Below are 19691 nucleotides of genomic sequence, written 5' to 3'. Positions count from 1 at the left end.
CCACCGGCACGCCAATGATCATCCGCGGTCGGAAAGTGTGCCAAGCGTGCGCCGCTAAGCGGCGCGCCACGCTGGCAAGGAGGCATGATCATGTGTGACCTTCAGACCACGCTGTCGCTGATGACGCGGCACGGGCGCGTATCCCTGCATCAAATGGACGATGGCCGCTGGTGGTGCACTGTGCAGATGCACGTGGCCGCCGCCGGCGCATCATTCAAGGTTGGCAGCGATCTGCTCCCCAACATGCTCGAGGCCGCGGACCAGTGCCTTGACCGCATCCACGCCATGCTCGGCGACTTCGCCGCCAGGGCGGAATGGGAGCAGCACACAAGTCGTCGCGTGGTATTGCCGCCGGATGCCGACGCCGCTGGCGCCAAGGGTCTGTCCCATGACTGAGCAGACTTCGCCGCGCCCCTCGCTGCAGTTCACCCTCGGCCAGGTCGAATCGCTGCTGGAGATCTTCGGCGGCGAGAACGGCACGCTCACCGTCGAGTACTTCCCTGCACGCCACTGGCCCGACCAGCCCGACGCGCCCGCCGGGCTCTATGCCTACTCCAATGACCGCCCTTCCGAAGGCGCGTTATGGCTCGGCGAACATAATGCCAGCGAACGTATCCGGCCGACCTGGCAACACCTGCCTCCCGACTCGATCGCGCAACCGATGGCGTTTCTGGATCACGCCGTGCACGCCTACAAGGTCGCCAGCATTGCCCGCATGGCCATGGAAACCGCCCCCGATGGCGTACCAGCCACGGCCGTACTGGATGCCTCGATCCGCGAGGGCGTACGAGCGGCGCTGGCCGTTTGCAACATGCACCCGACCTCCGACCTTCTGCTCGAAGTGCTGGTCGAGATCGACCGCGCCACGGCCAAGTTCCCCACCTGGCCGAATGATCCCCTGCACGCCATTGGCGTGCTCGGCGAGGAATTCGGCGAGCTGACCAAGGCCGTGATGCAGGCGACGTACGAGCCGCACAAGAATGGCCCGGGCGACGTGCGCAACGAAGCCGTGCAGACCGCAGCCATGGCCCTACGCTTCCTAGCCAGCCTCGACCGCTACGAGTACGCCGGCAGCGTCCAGCATCCGCAGGCGCTGGCATGAGCACCAAGACATTATGGTTTCGCAGTTGGAACGACGCCGTGTCTTACGCGGCCAACGCGGGGCTCAAGCAACGCCCGCAAAAGCGGCGTGTCTGGCTCGATCGGGCATGGCGCGAGAAATGGTCGCTGGTGGTCCCGACCGACGCCACCGAAAGCCTCACTCCACCGCAGGCCGAGGTGTCCGCATGAACGCCCAGCCCGCCCCGCTGAAGTGCCGCCTCTGCACCGTGCGCCTATCGCACGACAACCCGCGTGACGACTTCACGCGCGCCATCTGCGGCGATTGTCGGCAGCATCCGGCCGCGCGCCGCCTCGGGCCGGTTTCCGCCTCTGGTGGATCCATCGGTGCGCCCCGTGGGTTCACCACTGCCGAGAAGGCGCTGATCCGCAAGGTATACGGCTACATGGCCCCGCTACAGCTGCTCGCGCTCCTCAACGAACGCCTGCAGGCTGACCTGGGCGACGCCGCCAACCTCTATACGCTCGACCAGCTGCACGCGGAAATCCAGGGCCTGCCCGCCGGCGTCGTGAACACCGGAGACTGGTCTGCCCTGCGCAAATACCTGGCCAAGGCCCGGCGCGCCGGGCTGCTGGAACAGGTGAACGTGCAGGTGATTGACGACTTCGCCGTGGTGTTCGCGCTCTCCACCGCCCAACAGCTGCGCCTGAAAGACATCGCGCTTGGCGCACGGGAGACCAGCCATGACTGACATCACTTCCCGCCGCGTCATCCGGCGCATCGAATTGGCCGACGCCTACCTGGACCTCGGCGGCCAACTGGTCGACCTCGAGGACTACGCTACCACCGGCCTGCGCGTCGTGGCTGTCGGCCCCAGCGGCGTCGGGAAGACCAACGCGGGCCTGCTGATCGGCGAGCAGCTAGCCGAGCAGGGTTGGGTAAGCGTGCTGGTGGATCCGGAGGGCGAGATCGAGTCGATGTACGGCGAGTCCGTCGACGCGCCGGAGCTGAAACGCGCGCTGGAGAAGCGCGACCGCAAGACCGTCGTCGTGTCCGCTCGCGATGCCACGGAGTTCATCCCGTTCGGGCGAGTGATCCTCGATGCCGCCGACGCGCACCGCAAGCCCATGTTCGTCATGGTCGACGAGGGCCAGGTGTTCAGTGCCAGCCGCAAGCGGAAGAACGACGTGGGCATCGCATCGGACCTGGTGAACGAAATCGCCCAGCGCGGCCGCAAGCGGGCGCTGGATCTGTTCATGACCGCAACCAGCTTCACCGGTTCGCTGCACCGGCACATCTTCGCCAACAAGAACCTCAGCCTGATCGGCTGCCAGGAAGATCCGGCCGCGTGGGCGGCGCTGGCGCCTCAGTTCCGTTCCTCCAAGATCGAGTTTCGCGACCTCGCGGCGCTGGGCCCAGGTGAGTTCTTCTGCTTCAGCCGGCGCGGCGTCGAGAAGGTGCGCATGCCGATGGCGGCCGCCATGAAGCAGGTGGCCATCGAGGCACCGAGGATCAAGCCCGCCCTGCCCACCACCTTCAGCCAGTGGGACCGCGCCATGCGCGACATCCCCACGATGCGCCTGCAGGTGCTCACCGACCCGGTGGTCAACCTGCTGGCAACCGTCGCCGGGCTGTCGCCCCAGCAGGTCATGTCCGGTCGCCGCGCGCTGGAGGACGAGCTCGAATGCCGATGACCTGGCAAAGCTTCGTGGCCAACGCACCCGCCGGCTTCTCGGCGCATTACCTGGCGGCGATTGTCGGCCAGCCCATCGCCGCCGTGCGCAAGGCCCGACCAGCCGGGTCGGCGGCCCGTACCCGCGTGTCGGACGTGGCTATCTTCGCCGACCTGTTCGCGCGCTGGCATGGTCGCTCGCCTGGTGCCGCGGATTGGCCTTCGCCATTGCGCAGCGCCCGCAGCGCTTACCAATGGCTACCGCCGGAGGACGAGTTGCTCGCGAGCTTGGTCGGCCGCCTGAGCAAGCCGGAGATCTCGGCGATCCTGACGGAGCGCCTGCGGCGCGTCACTGGCGATGAAAGCGCCGTGCGCAATGAGCAATCGGTCCAGATACGCATCAACCGCCTCGGCATGCAGGCGAGCGACGTGGTCGGTGGTATCACCATCCAGCAGGCTGGTGCCGAGATCGGCTCAGTCGAGATCGTCCGCAACGCCATCCGCGCCAAGGGCGGCTTGAAGACGCATCGCGTCGGTCGCCTCATCGTGATCCCGCACGCCGAGTGGAAGCGCTGGAAGTCCACCCGCGCGATCGCCCCGCCCGGCTACGTCCACCTGGCCAGCCTCCGCGAGCCGTTGGGCATCAGCAGTGATTCGAAACTGCCGGAGTTCGCCCAGGCCGGCTACATCCCCACCGCCATCCGCTGCAACCCCGCCAAGCCGGGCGTGCACAGCGGCAGGTTCGGCACCTGGTACATCGACCCCAAGGTTGCGCGCCAATTGATCGCCGATCGCCACGCGGGTCGGCCAATGCCGTGGCATGGCAAGCCGCTGCTGGGCAACCTGAAACATTCCTACGCGCGCTGGACGGATCGCCAGCATCCGGCGAGCTGCCCGACCTGCAGGACGATCTGGGGGCTGGCGGGCGCTCCAGGCAACTTCGCGGATTACTGCGAGCGCTACCCGTCGCTCGCCCACGGTGCCAAGCGCCACCTGACCATGCCATGGGCCCCGGGGCTGACGGCGGCGGAAGTCGCACAGCAGGCGCGGCAGCCACGCCAGCATGTCCTGACCGCCATTCGCAATGGTGCGCTCCGCGCGCAACGTGAAGGCAAGGGCTTCCGGGTCACGCAAACCGATGCCACGCGCTGGATTGCCCGCCGCTGTCCCAATGGCAGCGGCAAGGGCTGCTGGATCTCCATCCGCACCGGCGCGCGCTGGTATGACTTCACGCGCAAGGAGATCGAGGGCTTCATCGAGGCATGTCAACTCAAGGATCGTCGGGCAGCCGGGCAGCGCCTGGTCATGCGTCAGCAATTGGCCGAACTGCGCCAGGACGCCGGTTATACCGAGGCGCAGGCGGCAGTGAAGGTCGGCGTGACCGTGCCAGCGCTGCGCGAACTGCTGGACGGCGTGCACTGGCGCCAAGCGGGATTGATTCCGCTGGCCACCGTGCAGGCCGTCATCAAGCGCATGCACTCGCAGCAGGGTTGCACGATCGCTGAAGCAGCCGATGCGGTGTGCAAGACCGAAGCGTGGGTACAAGATCGCATCAAGGACGGCACCATCCGCATCACGCGTGCGCGATGGGATCGCCGGCGGCTCTACATCACGGCACCGATGTTCGAGCGGTTGAAAATAGCCGCGCAGCAGGAGTCGCCAGCAAAGCTGGAACTCTCATCGGCATGGATCAATCTCGCCGCGGCTGCCCGGCTCGCAGGCGTTTGTACCGGCACGGTCAATAACTGGCGTGTCGCCGGCGAAGTGCGCACGAGGCAAGCCGCCAAGGGAATTGGTGCGCGCTTCGCGCGCACGTCGATCATGGCACGCGCCCGACGCTACTGGAAAACCTGCCGCTTCCATCGCGCCTCGCCACCCGAGTGGTTGCAGAGCGAAAGGAGGCTGACTTGATCGGTCATATCCTCCAGTTCTCAGATCTGCAGGAGCTGTGCCAGCCGGGTAAGAGACCCCGGCCGGCGACCGTGGAGTCGTGGGCAAAAAAGATCGGGCTGCGTTATACCTACGATGGCGCCGGCGGGATCGTGACCACCGTCGATGCGCTCAATGCGGCGCTTGGACTCACAGGTGCCGCCAACGATCAGGCCTATTCTCCGGACGACGTGCTATGACTCGTGGCCGCAAACGCAAGTTCGACCCCACCATCCCGAAGCATATCGACCAGGCGGGCATTCCACGGGGCTTCTACTGGGATCGCACCGGCAACGGTCGCTGGTACGTGCGCGACCCGGACGAGGATGGCCGGATGCGCGCAAAGCGGATCGCGGGACCGGATGCACGTCTTTCCGACCTGCATACTCTGGCCGAGGCCCGCGCCGGCAACGCCGTCGGTACGCTGGGCTACATCCTCGACAAATTCCACGACAGCGCTCAGTTCAAGAATCTCAGCGTCGGATCGCACCGGGACTACAACTGGTGCAAGTCGATCCTGAAAGACCGCAAGCTGGCCAACGGCTTGACCTGGGTCCAATTGGAACACCGCCGAATCGACACGGCCCTAATCCAACGACTGGTAGACGCCATCGAGCGCGAGGGCACACCGGCCAAGGCCAACCACGTACTGCGCTACATGCGCCTGGTATTCACCTGGGCTGTGCAGCGCGGCCATGCCAAGAGCAACCCGGCACGCGGCGTGGGACAGGCCACAGAGCGTGGCCAGTTCAAGATGCCCGACCATACCGCCATGGCTGCGGTCATCGCCTACGCCCGTGCTGGCGGCGCCCTGAAGCCCCATACCAAAGGCAGCTGTCCACCCTATCTGGCGCCCCTGATGGAACTGGCCTACCTCTGCCGGCTCCGCGGCATCGAAGCCGTTCGCCTGACCGAAGCCCATGCCACCGACGAAGGCGTGCTGGCCAGCCGCGTGAAAGGCAGCCGCGACAACATCACCCGCTGGATTCCCCGCTTGCGCGCGGCCTGGGCTGAGGCCCTGGCAGTCCGGGCAAAGATCCTCGCCCGGAAGCGAAACAAGTCCCGGCCGGTGCCATTGCGGCCCGAGGATCGCTTCATCTTCCTGTCCGAGGACGGCACACCGATCACCAAGAGCGCCGTGGACACCGCCTGGCAGAACCTCATGCGCCGCGTCATCGCCGACGGCACCATCGCCAAGGAACAGCGCTTCACGCTGCATGGCCAGAAACACCGCGGCATCACTGACAGCACCGACAAGAAATCGGGTGGTCACAAAACCGAGGCTATGCGCCAACGCTACGACCATGAAGTGCCGCTGGTGGATGCGCCGATCCAGCCTGAATTGTCAGGAGAATTTTCAGGACAAAAGAAAACAGGCACCCCGGACGAACCGTAAGTGCCTGTTTGGATTGGTGGGCCGTGAAGGATTCGAACCTTCGACCAATTGATTAAGAGTCAACTGCTCTACCAACTGAGCTAACGGCCCAGGAAACCTGGGTTGAAACTGGGGTGGATGATGGGATTCGAACCCACGACAACCGGAATCACAATCCGGGACTCTAACCAGCTGAGCTACATCCACCATCGACCGATACTGGTGCGCCAGACAGGACTCGAACCTGCAACCGTCGGCTTAGAAGGCCGATGCTCTATCCGGTTGAGCTACAGGCGCAGTCGCTGCAGGTAGAACGTTTCGCTGGTCGGGGTAGAGGGATTCGAACCCCCGACTTTTGCGTCCCAAACGCAACGCTCTACCAGACTGAGCTATACCCCGCTTTCGAATCACCGGCCGTGCCACCACCGGAGCCTTGAAATGTTACGGGTGCCGCCTCGCTCAGTCAATCCGTATCGAAGCACACCTTGTGTTTCTTGATCATCCTTTTCGCGGAGAACCGTACAGCTTCCCGTTGAAAACAAAACGGGGCGCAAGCACCCCGTCTCGCAGAATAAAAATGGTGCGCCCGGAGAGATTCGAACTCCCGACCACCTAGTTCGTAGCCAGGTACTCTATCCAACTGAGCTACGGGCGCACTAAAAAAACCTTTGCCTTGCAGCTTTCGATGTCTGGACACCGAGGCGGTGAAGCAAGGAGCGGAATTATTCAGGCTCCGCCCGCTTGCGTCAACCCTTTTCGTGAAATTTCTTCTCTGGTTTATTCACATCCGGCAGGTGACGGCTTGCGGCGCGCCACGCCTCCAGGCAGCACCTGCACACAGGCGCCACAAAAAACGCCCGTACACGAAAGAGGGCAACCACTCGCTGCCCTCTTTCGTTGCATCGTATGGCCGTCCAAACCGCGCTCAGCCGTCCAGGCCAATCCGACTCTGCGGTGCCGGGTCGCCGACCTTGCCGACGGTCGAGTCAGCGCCACCCTTCGGCGGAGGAGGCGGCGGCGTAGCGCCAGTCGATGCGTTCTTCGTCCAGTCGGACGGCGGCCCGGGTACGCGCCCGGCCATGATGTCGTCGATCTGGTGAGCGTCGATCGTCTCGTACTGCAGCAGGGCTTCGGCCATGGCATGCAGCTTGTCGAGGTTCGCGGTCAGCAACTCCTTGCTGCGTGCATAGGCACGATCGAGGATGCCGCGCACCACTTCGTCGATCTTGCTGGCGGTCTCGTTGGAGATGCTCTTGTGCTGGGTCACCGAACGGCCGAGGAACACCTCGTCCTCGTCCTCGCCGTAGGTGATCGGCCCCAGTTCGTCGGAGAGCCCCCACTTGGTCGCCATGTTGCGCGCCATCTTGGTCGCCCGCTCGATGTCGTTGGAGGCGCCGGTGGTGACCTTGTCGGCGCCGAAGATCAGCTCCTCGGCCACCCGCCCGCCGTACAGCGAGCACAGCTGCGACTGGATCGCCACGCGGTTGATGCTGTACTTGTCGCCCTCGGGCAGGTACATGGTGACGCCCAGCGCACGCCCGCGCGGGATGATGGTGACCTTGTAGACCGGGTCGTGCTCGGGCACCAGCCGACCGACGATGGCGTGGCCGGCCTCGTGATAGGCGGTAAGCTTCTTCTCGTCCTCGCTCATCGCCATCGAGCGGCGCTCGGTGCCCATCAGGATCTTGTCGCGCGCCTTGTCCAGGTGGCTCATGCGCACTTCGCGCGCGTTCTCGCGCGCGGCGAACAGCGCCGCCTCGTTGACCAGGTTGGCCAGGTCGGCGCCGGAGAAGCCGGGCGTGCCGCGTGCGATGGTCATCGCATTGACGTCGCTGGCGGTCGGCACCTTGCGCATGTGCACCTTGAGGATCTGCTCGCGGCCTCGCACGTCGGGCAGGCCCACCACGACCTGGCGGTCGAAGCGGCCCGGGCGCAGCAGCGCCGGATCCAGCACATCGGGGCGATTGGTCGCGGCGATCACGATGATGCCTTCGGTGCCCTCGAAGCCGTCCATCTCGACCAGCAACTGGTTCAGAGTCTGCTCGCGTTCGTCGTGACCGCCGCCCAGGCCGGCGCCGCGATGGCGGCCGACCGCGTCGATCTCGTCGATGAAGATGATGCACGGCGCGTGCTTCTTGGCCTGCTCGAACATGTCGCGCACGCGGCTGGCGCCGACACCGACGAACATCTCGACAAAGTCGGAACCGGAGATCGCGAAGAACGGCACCTTGGCCTCGCCCGCGATGGCTTTCGCCAGCAGGGTCTTGCCGGTGCCGGGCGGGCCGACCATCAGCACGCCGCGCGGAATCTTGCCGCCAAGCTTCTGGAAACGGCCCGGGTCACGCAGGAACTCGACCAGTTCGCCGACCTCCTCCTTCGCCTCGTCGCAACCGGCGACGTCGCTGAAGTTGACCTTGATCTGGTCCTCGCCCTGCAGCTTGGCGCGCGAACGGCCGAAGCTCATCGCGCCACGCCCGCTGCCGCCGGACTGCATCTGGCGCATGAACCAGATGAACACGCCCACGATCAGCAGCACCGGCAGCCAGCTGACCAGCAAGCCGATCAGCGAGAAGCCCTCGGACGGATCCTGGCGGACCTCGACGCCCTTGTCCTGCATCTGCTTGACCACCTCGTTGGTGGAGAAGCCGAGCATCGGCGCGACCGTGCGGAACGGGCTGCCATCCTTCAGCTTGCCGCTGATGGTGGCCGGCTGGTCGGCGCTGATCGTGGCATTGGCGACGTTGCCGTTGTCCACGCTTTGCACGAACGAGCTGTAAGGCAGGTCGGACGAGGTCGCGCCGCGCGGATTGAAGCTCTGGAACACGGTGAACAGGACCACCGCGATGATCACCCAGAGCAACACGTTTTTCGCTGTTTCATTCATGCACGGTTCTCGCCCGGTGACACCGGGGCGGGCTTGCGGCCCACCGCCAGTGCGTACACCTCACGCGAACGTGCGCGGGAGGCCTTAGGTTTACGCATGGTTACGCGGGTGAAGTCCGCGCGCAAGCTGCGCAAGTAATCGTCAAAGCCGACGCCCTGGAACAATTTGATCAGGAACGAGCCGCCCGGCTTCAGCCACTGCCGGCCGAAATCCAGCGCCAATTCGGCCAGATCCATGGCGCGGATCTGGTCGGCCAGTGCCACGCCACTCATATTGGGGGCCATGTCGCACAGTACAAGATCCACCTTGAGCCCTGCCAGGCGCGATTCCAGCTCGTGCAGCACCGCTTCCTCGCGAAAATCGCCCTGCAGGAAGTCCACCCCGGCGATGCTCTGCATCGGCAGGATGTCCAGCGCGAACACCTTGCCGCTGTCGCCCAGCCGGTTGCGCACCAGCTGCGACCAGCTACCCGGCGCGGCGCCGAGGTCGACCACGTTGATGCCCGGCTTCAGCAGGCGGTCGCGCTCGATCAGCTCCTCCAGCTTGTACACCGCACGCGAACGCAGGCCCTCGGACTGGGCTTTCTTCACGTATTCGTCGTTGAAGTGTTCGCGCAGCCAGACTGCGCTGCTCTTGCTGCGGGCCATGTTGTCACGGTCGCCGATTGGGGAACGGGTTGGCGCATGATACCCTTTGCCGTTCATTGACCGCGAATCGAGCACTGCCGCATGGCCCTTTCCCCCTCGCAGATCCGCTACCTGCGCAGCCTCGCCCATGACCTGAGCCCGGTCGTCCTGCTCGGCAACAAGGGTGCCAGTGACGCCGTGGTGAAGGAACTGGGCCAGGCGCTGGATATCCACGAGCTGGTCAAGGTGAAGCTGTCAGGCGGCGACAAGGACGAGCGGCAGGCCCAGATCGACGTACTGACCCATGGCACCGGGGCCGAGCCGATCCACCAGATCGGCCACGTCGTGGTGCTGTTCCGGCGCAACGCCGACGAGCCGAAGATCGCCCTGCCACGCTGATGGACCTGTCGCTCGAACGCCCCGAAGGCTATATCTACGTGCGTCGTGTCGGCGCACGCGGCATCACCCTGATCGACCGCGAGATCACCCGCAGCTTCCTGCTGGCGCCGGACCGGGCCGTCGAGGACTGGCCGGTCACCGCCGTCGAGGCGCTCGACGCCGGCCACGTGGAAGCCGTGCTGGCATTGCGGCCCGAACTGGTGGTGCTGGGCACCGGCGAACGCCAGGCGTTCCCGGCCGCGGCCTTCATGGCCGGTTTCCTGCGCAAGGGCATCGGCATCGAAGTGATGGACAACGCTGCCGCCGCACGCACCTACAACCTGCTGGCCGGCGAAGGGCGACGGGTGATCGCCGCGTTCATTCTTTAGCGCTCGTCCCTGCTCGCGAAAATCACACGGGCGGCCATCCATGGCCGCACTATTCACAAAGAGCTTACCTTCCTGGCAGATAGCCCAGTGGGTCGACCGGATTGCCGTCCTTGCGGATCTGGAATTCCAGCTCGTTGCGGGTAGTCCCGGTCGACCCCATCTCGGCGATCTGCTGACCCATGCTGACCCGCTGGCCTTCCTTGACCAGGCGCTTGCTGTTGTGGCCATAGGCGGACAGGAAGCTGTCGCTGTGCTTGATGATCACCAGCTCGCCGTAGCCGACCAGGCCGTTGCCGCTGTACACCACCACGCCATCGGCGGCGGCACGCACCGGGTCGCCGGACTTGCCGGCGATCTCGATGCCGGGGATCGCGTCGCCACTCTGGAAACGCCCCACCAGGCTGCCGTCGGCCGGCCAGCGCCATTGCACGTGGCTGACCACGCGTGACACCCCGGCGGCCGCGGGCGCCGGCGGCGGCATGCTCGCCGGCGCGGCGGTCGGCACGCCTGCCACCGGCACGACGGACGTCGCTGCGACGGCGGGCGCGACCGGCCTTGGCGGCACGTTCGCCGTGGCGGTGCCCGGCACCTCCACGGACGGGGCCGCGGAGGGAGAAGCCGGCGCCGCCACCGGCTCGAATACCGGCGCCGACGTCGCCGGCGCACTCGACGCGGATGCGCCGGCGGCACGCACGGATGCGCCACCGGCATGCACGGGCGCGGCTGCCGGCGGTGCGGCGGCACGTCCTGCCGGCGGCGAAAGCGTCAGCCGCTGCCCCGGCCAGATCGTGTACGGTGCGGCGATCCCGTTCCATTGCGCCAGGTCGCGGAAATCCACGCCCTTGCGGAACGCGATCGAATACAGCGTGTCGCCCTTGGCCACGGCATAGCTGCCGCCGGGAATCGGGGTACGGGCCGGTGTCGACGCGACAGGTCGGTGCTCGTCGTAGCCGCCAGCCACCGGTTCCACCACGACCGAGCTGCGCATGGTGCCGCAAGCGGCAAGCAGCAGCGTCACGGCCAGGGTTGCGCAGCACGAAAGATATCGGTCCATGCGCACCAGCATAGCGAGGCGGGCGGCCTTTTTCATGCGACGCTGCCCTCCGCGTCGCGGCTGCTCAATGCAACCAGAACCACCACACCAGCAGCAGCAGGGCCAGCAGCACCAGCGCGGCCCAGCCGATCCGTTCGATGTGTTCGTGCAGGATCCGCTCGGCACGCTCGCCGACCAGGCGGATCAGCAACGCCAGCAACCACACGCGCTTGCCGCGGCCAACACCGATGCAGGCCAGGAACGGCAGGATCGGCACGCCGATGATGCCGCACGCCCAGGTGACGAACTTCATCGGCACCACCGGTTGCAGCGCGGCCAGGATCAGCACGCCGTACATGCCCCAGCGATGCTCGACCATCTGCCGGCTCAAGGTCGCCACGCCCTGCTCGATCGGTGCCAGCAGGTGCAGCGCATCGAGCACCGGCCGCAAGGCATGGAACGCCCAATGGCCCAGCACGTAGCCGACCAGCGCGCCCAGCAGCGAGAACAGCAGGCTGACGTTGGCGAAGAAGAACGCCTTGTGCCGCTTGCCCAGCATCATCGGTGCCAGCATCACTTCCGGCGGAATCGGGAAGATGAACGATTCGACGAAGCTCAGCCCGGACAGGTAATACAGCGCCCGCGGCTCGCGCGCCCAAGTCAGTGCACGCGCATAAAGTGCCCCGAACAGACGCATCAGCCGATCCCGCCCAGCAGCGGCACGAAACTGACTGCGCCCAGTTCCTCCTGGATGAAGTCGCCCTTGCCATCGCCGTGCATGCGGATCAGGGTCTGCCGGCTCGGCGAGCCGACCGGCGCCACCAAGACGCCGGTGGGACTGAGCTGGTCGAGGATGCGGGTCGGAATGGTGTCGCCGGCGGCAGTGAGGATGATCGCGTCGAACGGCGCTTCGTCCGGCCAGCCGAGCTTGCCATCGTCGTAGCGCGAACGCAGGTTGGCCAGGCCGAGCTGGCGGAAGCGCCGGCGTGCCTGGCGCAGCAGCGCCTCGATCCGCTCCACGGTGAACACCTGCGGCACCAGCGCGGCCAGCACCGCCGCCTGGTAGCCGGAGCCGGTGCCGATCTCCAGCACCTTCTGCGGCACCCCGAACTCGAGCAGCGCCTCGGTCATGCGCGCCACCACCCACGGTTGCGAGATGGTCTGGCCGTGGCCGATCGGCAGCGCGTCGTTCTCGTAAGCGCGCGAATGCAGCGCCTGGTCGATGAAGTGGTGGCGCGGCAGGTTGCGGATCACCTCGATCACGCGCAGATCGCGGATGCCGCCATCCTTCAGGGTCGCCGCAAGGCGATCGCGCGCGCGCTGCGAGGTCATCCCCTCGCCTTTCAGGTCCGCGGCAGGCAATGGATACGTGGTCATGGCTCAGGCCGCCTCGTCGTTGCTGGTCCGGCCTACCGCCATCGCGTCGCTCAGCGGCTGCATCCAGCTGCTGACCTTCTCCAGCGCCTGGAAGCGGGTCAGGTCGACATGGATCGGCGTGACCGAAACAAAGCCGCGCCGCACGGCATTGAAATCGGTGCCGGGACCGGCATCGTCCACCTCGCCGGCCGGACCGATCCACCAGATCGGCCGGCCGCGCGGGTCGGTCTGCGCGATGCACGGGGCGGCACGATGGCGGCGACCCAGCCGGGTCACCTCGAAGCCCTCGATCTGCGCCCACGGCCGGTCCGGCACGTTGACGTTGAGGATGGTGTCGGCCGGCAGCGGATCGACCAGCAGCCGCTGCATCAGCAGCAGCACCGCCTTCGCCGCCGAGTCGTAATGCACGCCCTTGTGGTCGTGGCTGACCAGCGACACCGCGATCGCCGGCAGCCCCAGGAAGCGCCCTTCCATCGCCGCCGACACCGTGCCGGAATAGATCACGTCGTCGCCGAGGTTCGCCGAGTTGTTGATGCCGGAGACGACCATGTCGGGCTCTTCGTCCAGCAGTCCGGCCAGCGCCAGATGCACGCAATCGGTCGGCGTGCCGGCGACGCGGTAGTAGCCGTTGCCCATCGGCAGCACGCGCAGCGGCGCATCGAGCGTGAGCGAATTGCTGGCGCCGGAACGATCGCGGTCGGGCGCCACCACCGTCACCTGGGCCACTTCGCCGAGGCGCTCGGCAAGCACGTGGATGCCAGGTGCATCCACGCCATCGTCGTTGCTGACCAGAACTCGCATGATGCTCCGTCGAAAGCTGACTGCGGACACGCTGGTCCATGACCTCACGGCGCGCGCCACACCCGTCGAGTTTACCGGAGCGCGGCATGGGTTTCACATCGTCCGGGCATCCGCTGCGCGCTTTGACTTAGCATGCCGACATGAAGCGCCGCCCACCTGCACGGGTCAACGACGACGACAGCCGCCTGTTCCGCGAGGCGATCGGCGACGTGCGCCCGCTCGACCCGGTGGCGCCGCCACCAGCGGCGGCGAAGCCCGCGCCGCATCCGCACATGCTGGACGCGGACGAAGCCGCCGTGCCCGGCGAACTGCTGGACATGGCGTTTGACCCGGCCCTGCTCGAAGTCGGCGAGGAACTGGGCTACTTGCGCGATGGCTACCCGCCGAAGCTGCTGCGCCAGCTCAAGCGTGGCCAGTTCAGCGTGCAGGACGACCTCGACTTGCACCAGATGAACGCCGCCGCCGCGCAGGCCAGCATCGTCGCCTTCCTGGCCGAGGCGAAACAGCACGGCCTGCGCTGCGTGCGCATCGTGCACGGCAAGGGCCTGCGCTCGAAAGCCGCCGGACCGGTACTGAAAGGCCTCACCGACCGCCTGCTGCGCCGACGCGACGACGTGATCGCATTCGCCTCGGCACGACCGGCGCTGGGCGGCACCGGCGCGGTGATCGTCCTGCTCAGGGGCTGACTGCAGGAGCGCGTCCGGTGCGCGAATGCTCTTCCCGATGCGAGATCAAAAGCATCGCACGCGATGAAGGAAGTCCCTTGCGGACAGGCTGCGCTCCTACGCGATCGAGGCCACTTCGCGCACGACCACCGTGGCGTACGCGCCGGCCGGCAGCTCGAACGACAGTTCCAGCGCGTCGTCGCCCAGCCAGCGCCAGCGCAGGTCCTTCGGCAGCAGCCGCAGCGGTCGGCGTTCCTGGTCCATCCGCGCCGCCGCCAGGCCGGCGGCCAGGTCGTCGTTCGCCGCGCCGATCTCGCGCTCCAGCGCGCCCGCCTCGCCCTGGCTCGGCGGCTCGCCCTGCCCCCACAACGGGCCGGACGGATGGATGTCGGCGCGGGCCAGCCGTTCGGCCAGCAGTTCGGTGAACGGTTCCGGCCCGAACCACGAGCGCGAGCCGGCCAGCGACCAGATCTCGCCATCCAGCGGGCTGTCCCAGGCGCCGCGCTCGACCCGCGCCGCCAGCACGGCATTGAAGATGTGCGAGCGTGCCGCCGACAGCAGGAACGAACGCTGGCCGCGATCCACCCGACGCCCGCCGAACATCGCCCGCGCCTGCGCCACGTTGCCGCCCTCGCGGCCGAAGCGCTGTTCGCCGAAATAGTTCGGCACGCCGCGCGCGGCGATCTGCTGCAGCGCCTGTTCCGCCGCGCCGCGGTCGCCCTGCACCTCGCGCAGCACAAGCACGAAGCGGTTGCCGCGCAATGCGCCGCGCTTCAGTTTGCGCGAATGCCGCGTCGCCGCCAGCACCTTCACTTCCGCGTGCGGGAACGCCGACCAGTCCGGGTCGGGCTTGCCCGCCAGCTGCACGGAGAAGGTCTGCCGGGTCACCGCGTGGCGATCCTTCAGCCCTGCGTAGCCCACCGCGACTGGCGGCACGCCGGCGAACTTCGCCAGTTCTCGCGCCACCCAGTCGGTATTCGCGCCGCGCTTCTCCACCCACAGCAGGGCGTGTTCGCCGGCACCGTCGGCGTCGTAGCCGAGGATCTCCTCGACCTGGAAGTCCTCCGGCGCGCTGCGCAGTCGGGCGGTCAGTGGCGGTTCGCCGAAGGCGTGGGGAAGTTCTTGCACGTCGAAAGGTCCGGTCAGTTTTGTAGGAGCCCACTCGCGGGCGATGCTCTGCTCTGAATCTCCACCGAAGTACCTAGAGCAAAAGCATCGCCCGCAAGCGGGCTCCTACATCAAGAAGATGGTGGCGAGGCCAAGAAAAATGAAGAAACCGCCGCTGTCGGTCATCGCGGTGATCAGTACGCTGGAGCCCAGCGCCGGATCGCGGCCGAACTTCGTCATCAGCACCGGGATGCCGACGCCGGCGAACGCGGCCAGCAGCAGGTTCAGCGTCATCGCCGCGGTCATCACCAGGCCCAGCGAGGCGCTGTCGTACAGCAGCCACGCGACGACGCCGATCACCCCGCCCCAGACCAGCCCGTTCAGCAGCGACACGGTCAGTTCCTTGCGCCATAGCCGCTTCGCGCTCTCGGTGGTGATCTGGTTCAGCGCCAGCGCGCGCACGATCATGGTGATGGTCTGGTTGCCGGAGTTGCCGCCGATGCCGGCCACGATCGGCATCAGCGCGGCCAGCGCCACCAGCCGCTCGATCGAGCCTTCGAACAGGCCGATCACGCGCGAGGCGATGAACGCGGTGACCAGGTTGATCGCCAGCCACGCCCAGCGGTTCTTCAGCGAGGCCCATACCGAGGCGAAGATGTCCTCCTCCTCGCGCAGGCCGCCGCGGCTGAGCGCTTCGCTCTCGCTTTCCTCGCGGATCACGTCGACCATCGCATCGATGGTGATGCGGCCGATCAGGTGGCCGCTCTCGTCGACCACCGGCGCGGTCACCAGGTCGTAGCGCTCGAACGCCTGCGCCACGTCGTACGCATCGTCGGTGGGGTGGAAGGTGTTGACGTCCGGCGCCATCACCGCACTGACCATTTTTTCCGGCGGGTTCACCAGCAGCCAGTGCAGCGGCAGCACGCCGGTGAGCAGGTTGTCGTGGTTGATCACGAACAACTTGTCGGTCTGCGCCGGCAGCTCGTCCCAGCGGCGCAGGTAGCGCAACACCACTTCCAGGCTCACGTCCTCGCGGATGGTGACCATCTCGAAGTCCATCAGCGCGCCGACCTGGTCGTCCCCGTAGGACAGCGCCGACTGCACCTGCTGGCGCTGCTGCGTGTCCAGGCTCGCCATCAGCTCCGGCAGCATCGCGGTCGGCAGATCCTCGACCAAGTCGGCCAGCTCGTCCGCGTCCAGTGGCTCGACCGCGGCGAGGATCTCCTGGCGGTCCATGTCCGCGATCAGCGATTCGCGCACCGCATCGGATACTTCCAGCAGGATCTCGCCGTCGCGGTCGGCCTTGACCAGCTGCCAGACCGCCAGGCGGTCGTCCAGCGGCAGCGATTCGAGGATGAAGGCGATGTCGGCCGGGTGCAGTTCGTCCAGTTGCCGGCGCAATTCGGCCTGCGATCCGGCCGGCAGCGGGCCTTCGTCGTCATGCCGGCGCAGCACCTCGACGATGGCTTCGAGCTGGTCGTGCAGCCGGCTGGTGGCGCTGCGGGCCTCTACTTCAGTCACGCGCGCTCCAGCAGGACGCACGCCTGCGCAGCGATCCCCTCGCCGCGGCCGCAGAAGCCGAGTCTTTCGGTGGTGGTGGCCTTGACGCTGATGCGGCCGACCTCGCTGTCCAGGTCGACAGCGAGGTTCTCGCGCATCGCCTGCGCGTGCGGGCCGATCTTCGGCGCCTCGCCGATCACGGTGATGTCGGCATTGCCCAGCGTGTAGCCATGCTGCGCCATCAGCATCGCCGCATGGCGCAGGAACTGGCGGCTGTCGGCATCGCGCCAGCGCTCGTCCGAGGGCGGGAAATGCCGGCCGATGTCGCCCAGCGCCAGTGCACCGAAGATCGCGTCGCACAGCGCATGGATCACCACGTCGCCGTCCGAATGCGCCACCACGCCGCGACGATGCGGTACGCGCACGCCACCCAGGGTGACGTGGTCGCCCTCGCCGAATGCATGCACGTCGAAGCCCTGTCCGATCCTCATGGGGCGGCCCTCATGCGACTGTCCTTGCAAGCAGGAACTCGGCCAGCGCGAAATCCGCTGCCGTGGTCACCTTGATGTTGTCCTCGGCGCCCTCGACCAGCAACGGCGTGCAGCCGGCCAGCTCCATCGCCATCGCCTCGTCGCTGACGTTCACGCCGCGCCGTGCGGCGTCGCGCAGCGCCGCCGCCAGTTGACCACGCCGGAACATCTGTGGCGTGAAGGCGCGCCAACGCAGGTCGCGCGGCTCGGTCTGCACGCTGCGGCCGGCCGCATCGGCGCGCTTCAGCGTATCGCGCAGCGGCGCGCCGAGCAGGCCGCCGTCGGCCGCCCCGGCCAGCTCGATCAGCCTGCCGATGTCGGCCAGCCGCACGCAGGGCCGCGCGGCGTCGTGCACCAGCACGAAATCGTCCGCACCCACCGACGCCGGCAAGGCGTCGATTCCGGCGAGCACCGAATCGCTGCGCTCGGCCCCACCGACCGCGGTCAGCACCGGCTTGCCGCTGAGCGTGCCGATCCTGGACCAGTGCGCATCGCCAGCGGCCAGCGTCACCAGCAGGCCGCCGATCCGCGGATGCACGGCGAGCCGCTCCAGCGTGTGCGCGATCAGCGGCCGGCCTGCCAGCGGCAGGTATTGCTTCGGGCAGTCGCCGCCGACCCGGGTGCCGCGCCCCGCGGCCGGCACCACGCACCACAGCGCCGGCGCGCTCATGGCGACCCGGCGGGCGTGGCGGGTGGCGGCGGCGGCAGCGAGCTGGCGGCGCGGGCCGGTTGCTCGACCACCTGGTAGAACACTTCGCCCGGCTTGATCAGCCCCAGTTCGGTGCGCGCACGCGCCTCGACCGCCTGGTCACCGTGCTTGAGGTCCAGCACATCGGCTCCGACCGCCTGGTTGCGCTGCAGCAGCTTCGCGTTCTCGTCGGCCTGTTTCTTCACCGCCACGCGCAGGCTGTCCACCTCGTGCATGCTGCCGCTGCCGGTCCACAGCTTCAGCTGCAGGCCGATCAGCAGCAGGATCAGAACCAGGGCGATCCAGCGCAGCATGGGCGGCCGTTCAGCCCGGCAGGCGGGTCAGGTTCGGAAACGCCCCGCGGCCGGCATAGCGTGCGGCCGAACCCAGCGCCTCCTCGATGCGCAGCAGCTGGTTGTACTTCGCCACGCGATCGCTGCGGCACAGCGAGCCGGTCTTGATCTGGGTCGCCGTGGTAGCCACCGCGATGTCGGCAATGGTGGTGTCCTCGGTCTCGCCGGAGCGATGCGAGATCACCGCCGAATACTTCGCCGCGTCGGCCATCGCGATCGCTTCCAGGGTCTCGGACAGCGTGCCGATCTGGTTCACCTTGATCAGGATCGAATTGGCGATGTGCTTCTCGATGCCCTCGCGGAAGATCGCCGGATTGGTCACGAACAGATCGTCGCCGACCACCTGCACGCGCTCGCCGATCGCATCGGTGAGCAGCTTCCAGCCGTCCCAGTCGCCTTCGGCCATGCCGTCCTCGATGGTGACGATCGGGTACTGCCTGGCCCAGCCGGCGAGCAGGTCGACGAACTGCGCCGAGCTGTACTGCTTGCCTTCGCCGGCGAGGTCGTACTTGCCGTTCTTGTAGAACTCCGAGCTGGCCGCGTCGAGGCCGAGCAGGATCTCGCTGCCCACCTTGTAGCCGGTCTTGCCGATCGCCTCCAGGATGGTGTCGATCGCCTCGACGTTGGAACGCAGGTTCGGCGCGAAGCCGCCCTCGTCGCCCACCGCGGTGGCGAGGCCGCGGCCGTGCAGCACGCTCTTCAACGCATGGAAGATTTCCGCACCGGCGCGCAGCGCCTCAGCGAACGTCGGCAGGCCCACCGGCAGTATCATGAACTCCTGCACGTCCACGTTGTTGTCGGCGTGCGCGCCGCCGTTGATGATGTTCATCATCGGCACCGGCAGCACGCCGGGCTTGCCGTGCGACAGGTACTGCCACAGCGGCTCGCCGCGCGACGCGGCCACCGCGTGCGCCGCCGCCATCGAGACGCCGAGCAGCGCATTCGCGCCCAGCTTGCCCTTGTTCGGCGTGCCGTCCAGCGCGATCAGTTTCGCATCCAGGCCTTTCTGGTCAGCCGCATCGAAACCCTTCAGCGCCGCGGCAATCGTGGTGTTGACGTTCGCCACCGCGTTCTTCACGCCCTTGCCGCCGTAGCGTGACTTGTCGCCGTCGCGCAGCTCGACCGCCTCGCGCGAACCGGTGGAGGCGCCGCTGGGCACGGCGGCGCGGCCGAAGCCGCCGCCGGCCAGGGTGACTTCGGCTTCCAGCGTGGGGTTGCCGCGCGAGTCGAGGATTTCACGGGCGTGGATGCGGGTGATCTGGGTGCTCATGCGGTGTCCGTCTGCCTGGGTGGTGAATGAGTTGGAACGGGCGCATCGCTGCGC

At 67.1% G+C, this 19691-nt stretch carries 23 protein-coding genes and 5 tRNA genes; 11 read left to right on the top strand and 17 right to left on the bottom strand.

Going from position 1 to position 19691, the window contains the following annotated elements:
- Positions 1-90: 90 nt before the first annotated feature.
- From RHOOR92_RS0101155 to RHOOR92_RS18240, 8 genes are read left to right on the top strand one after another with little or no spacing between them, the layout of a single operon-like run.
- Positions 91-396: a hypothetical protein gene (locus tag RHOOR92_RS0101155; protein WP_027489349.1), complete on the top strand. Its 306-nt coding sequence runs from the start codon at positions 91-93 to the stop codon at positions 394-396.
- A complete protein-coding gene (locus RHOOR92_RS19800; protein WP_051281098.1) occupies positions 389-1102 on the top strand; it encodes a hypothetical protein in 714 nt (237 codons plus the stop codon). The genes RHOOR92_RS0101155 and RHOOR92_RS19800 overlap by 8 nt, the downstream gene beginning before the upstream one ends.
- Positions 1099-1290 carry a hypothetical protein gene (locus RHOOR92_RS0101145; RefSeq protein ID WP_027489348.1) on the top strand — a complete coding sequence of 64 codons (192 nt, stop codon included), beginning with the start codon at positions 1099-1101 and terminating at the stop codon, positions 1288-1290. The genes RHOOR92_RS19800 and RHOOR92_RS0101145 overlap by 4 nt, the downstream gene beginning before the upstream one ends.
- Positions 1287-1811 (top strand): hypothetical protein, encoded by a 525-nt coding sequence (locus RHOOR92_RS0101140; RefSeq protein ID WP_027489347.1) that lies wholly within the window; start codon positions 1287-1289, stop codon positions 1809-1811. Before RHOOR92_RS0101145 ends, RHOOR92_RS0101140 begins: the two co-directional genes overlap by 4 nt.
- The gene (locus tag RHOOR92_RS18245) at positions 1804-2754 is read left to right on the top strand and encodes an ATP-binding protein (protein ID WP_037114636.1); all 951 of its coding nucleotides are present in this window, start codon (positions 1804-1806) and stop codon (positions 2752-2754) included. Before RHOOR92_RS0101140 ends, RHOOR92_RS18245 begins: the two co-directional genes overlap by 8 nt.
- Entirely contained in the window at positions 2745-4643 is a 1899-nt protein-coding gene (locus RHOOR92_RS0101130) for a hypothetical protein (RefSeq protein WP_027489346.1), read from the top strand. Before RHOOR92_RS18245 ends, RHOOR92_RS0101130 begins: the two co-directional genes overlap by 10 nt.
- The gene (locus tag RHOOR92_RS0101125; RefSeq protein WP_027489345.1) at positions 4640-4861 is read left to right on the top strand and encodes a hypothetical protein; all 222 of its coding nucleotides are present in this window, start codon (positions 4640-4642) and stop codon (positions 4859-4861) included. Before RHOOR92_RS0101130 ends, RHOOR92_RS0101125 begins: the two co-directional genes overlap by 4 nt.
- On the top strand, positions 4858-6057 hold the full coding sequence (locus RHOOR92_RS18240; RefSeq protein ID WP_051281096.1) for a hypothetical protein: 1200 nt from the start codon (positions 4858-4860) through the stop codon (positions 6055-6057). Before RHOOR92_RS0101125 ends, RHOOR92_RS18240 begins: the two co-directional genes overlap by 4 nt.
- Positions 6058-6071: 14 nt before the next feature.
- On the opposite strand, the gene RHOOR92_RS0101115 is transcribed toward RHOOR92_RS18240, so the two are convergent.
- The 7 genes from RHOOR92_RS0101115 to rlmE form a co-directional block, all read right to left on the bottom strand.
- A tRNA-Lys gene (locus RHOOR92_RS0101115) sits at positions 6072-6147 on the bottom strand.
- Between the two features lie 19 nt (positions 6148-6166).
- Positions 6167-6243, bottom strand: a tRNA-His gene (locus RHOOR92_RS0101110).
- Positions 6244-6256: 13 nt separating this feature from the next.
- A tRNA-Arg gene (locus RHOOR92_RS0101105) sits at positions 6257-6333 on the bottom strand.
- Positions 6334-6358: 25 nt separating this feature from the next.
- Positions 6359-6435 (bottom strand) — tRNA-Pro (locus RHOOR92_RS0101100).
- Positions 6436-6614: 179 nt separating this feature from the next.
- A tRNA-Arg gene (locus tag RHOOR92_RS0101095) sits at positions 6615-6691 on the bottom strand.
- A gap of 270 nt (positions 6692-6961) precedes the next feature.
- Positions 6962-8920, bottom strand: a complete 1959-nt coding sequence (gene ftsH / locus RHOOR92_RS0101090; protein WP_027489344.1) for an ATP-dependent zinc metalloprotease FtsH — start codon at positions 8918-8920, stop codon at positions 6962-6964.
- Positions 8917-9567, bottom strand: coding sequence for a 23S rRNA (uridine(2552)-2'-O)-methyltransferase RlmE (gene rlmE, locus RHOOR92_RS0101085; protein WP_007511227.1), 651 nt, complete (start codon positions 9565-9567; stop codon positions 8917-8919). The genes ftsH and rlmE overlap by 4 nt, the downstream gene beginning before the upstream one ends.
- Before the next feature lie 81 nt (positions 9568-9648).
- On the opposite strand from rlmE, the gene yhbY reads away from it, so the two are divergent.
- Positions 9649-9945 (top strand): ribosome assembly RNA-binding protein YhbY, encoded by a 297-nt coding sequence (gene yhbY, locus RHOOR92_RS0101080; protein WP_007511225.1) that lies wholly within the window; start codon positions 9649-9651, stop codon positions 9943-9945.
- Positions 9945-10313, top strand: coding sequence for an Mth938-like domain-containing protein (locus RHOOR92_RS0101075; RefSeq protein ID WP_007511223.1), 369 nt, complete (start codon positions 9945-9947; stop codon positions 10311-10313). Before yhbY ends, RHOOR92_RS0101075 begins: the two co-directional genes overlap by 1 nt.
- A gap of 64 nt (positions 10314-10377) precedes the next feature.
- On the opposite strand, the gene RHOOR92_RS0101070 is transcribed toward RHOOR92_RS0101075, so the two are convergent.
- The 4 genes from RHOOR92_RS0101070 to surE are packed head-to-tail and all read right to left on the bottom strand — an operon-like array spanning position 10378 to position 13524.
- A complete protein-coding gene (locus RHOOR92_RS0101070) occupies positions 10378-11379 on the bottom strand; it encodes a peptidoglycan DD-metalloendopeptidase family protein (protein ID WP_027489343.1) in 1002 nt (333 codons plus the stop codon).
- 52 nt (positions 11380-11431) lie between these two features.
- Positions 11432-12043 (bottom strand): VTT domain-containing protein, encoded by a 612-nt coding sequence (locus RHOOR92_RS0101065; RefSeq protein ID WP_007511219.1) that lies wholly within the window; start codon positions 12041-12043, stop codon positions 11432-11434.
- Entirely contained in the window at positions 12043-12723 is a 681-nt protein-coding gene (locus RHOOR92_RS0101060) for a protein-L-isoaspartate(D-aspartate) O-methyltransferase (RefSeq protein ID WP_027489342.1), read from the bottom strand. Before RHOOR92_RS0101060 ends, RHOOR92_RS0101065 begins: the two co-directional genes overlap by 1 nt.
- A 3-nt stretch (positions 12724-12726) precedes the next feature.
- Positions 12727-13524: a 5'/3'-nucleotidase SurE gene (gene surE / locus RHOOR92_RS0101055; RefSeq protein ID WP_027489341.1), complete on the bottom strand. Its 798-nt coding sequence runs from the start codon at positions 13522-13524 to the stop codon at positions 12727-12729.
- Between the two features lie 140 nt (positions 13525-13664).
- Between surE and RHOOR92_RS0101050 the strand changes: the two genes are divergently transcribed.
- Entirely contained in the window at positions 13665-14210 is a 546-nt protein-coding gene (locus RHOOR92_RS0101050; RefSeq protein WP_027484339.1) for a Smr/MutS family protein, read from the top strand.
- A gap of 96 nt (positions 14211-14306) precedes the next feature.
- Here RHOOR92_RS0101050 and truD read toward each other — a convergent pair whose 3' ends face one another.
- From truD to eno, 6 genes are all read right to left on the bottom strand, one after another.
- Positions 14307-15317, bottom strand: coding sequence for a tRNA pseudouridine(13) synthase TruD (gene truD / locus RHOOR92_RS0101045; protein ID WP_027489340.1), 1011 nt, complete (start codon positions 15315-15317; stop codon positions 14307-14309).
- 105 nt (positions 15318-15422) lie between these two features.
- A complete protein-coding gene (gene mgtE / locus RHOOR92_RS0101040) occupies positions 15423-16817 on the bottom strand; it encodes a magnesium transporter (RefSeq protein WP_007511176.1) in 1395 nt (464 codons plus the stop codon).
- The gene (gene ispF, locus RHOOR92_RS0101035) at positions 16814-17287 is read right to left on the bottom strand and encodes a 2-C-methyl-D-erythritol 2,4-cyclodiphosphate synthase (protein WP_007511174.1); all 474 of its coding nucleotides are present in this window, start codon (positions 17285-17287) and stop codon (positions 16814-16816) included. The genes mgtE and ispF overlap by 4 nt, the downstream gene beginning before the upstream one ends.
- A gap of 10 nt (positions 17288-17297) precedes the next feature.
- Positions 17298-17996, bottom strand: a complete 699-nt coding sequence (gene ispD / locus RHOOR92_RS0101030) for a 2-C-methyl-D-erythritol 4-phosphate cytidylyltransferase (RefSeq protein WP_027489339.1) — start codon at positions 17994-17996, stop codon at positions 17298-17300.
- Positions 17993-18328 (bottom strand): cell division protein FtsB, encoded by a 336-nt coding sequence (ftsB, locus tag RHOOR92_RS0101025; protein ID WP_027489338.1) that lies wholly within the window; start codon positions 18326-18328, stop codon positions 17993-17995. Before ftsB ends, ispD begins: the two co-directional genes overlap by 4 nt.
- A gap of 10 nt (positions 18329-18338) precedes the next feature.
- Positions 18339-19637, bottom strand: a complete 1299-nt coding sequence (gene eno / locus RHOOR92_RS0101020) for a phosphopyruvate hydratase (RefSeq protein ID WP_027489337.1) — start codon at positions 19635-19637, stop codon at positions 18339-18341.
- Between the last annotated feature and the right edge of the window lie 54 nt (positions 19638-19691).

Origin of the sequence: Rhodanobacter sp. OR92 (genome assembly GCF_000427545.1) — a bacterium.
Taxonomy (GTDB): domain Bacteria; phylum Pseudomonadota; class Gammaproteobacteria; order Xanthomonadales; family Rhodanobacteraceae; genus Rhodanobacter; species Rhodanobacter denitrificans.
Note: the sequence above shows the minus strand (reverse complement) of the source record. Positions and strands in the feature narration are given on the sequence as shown.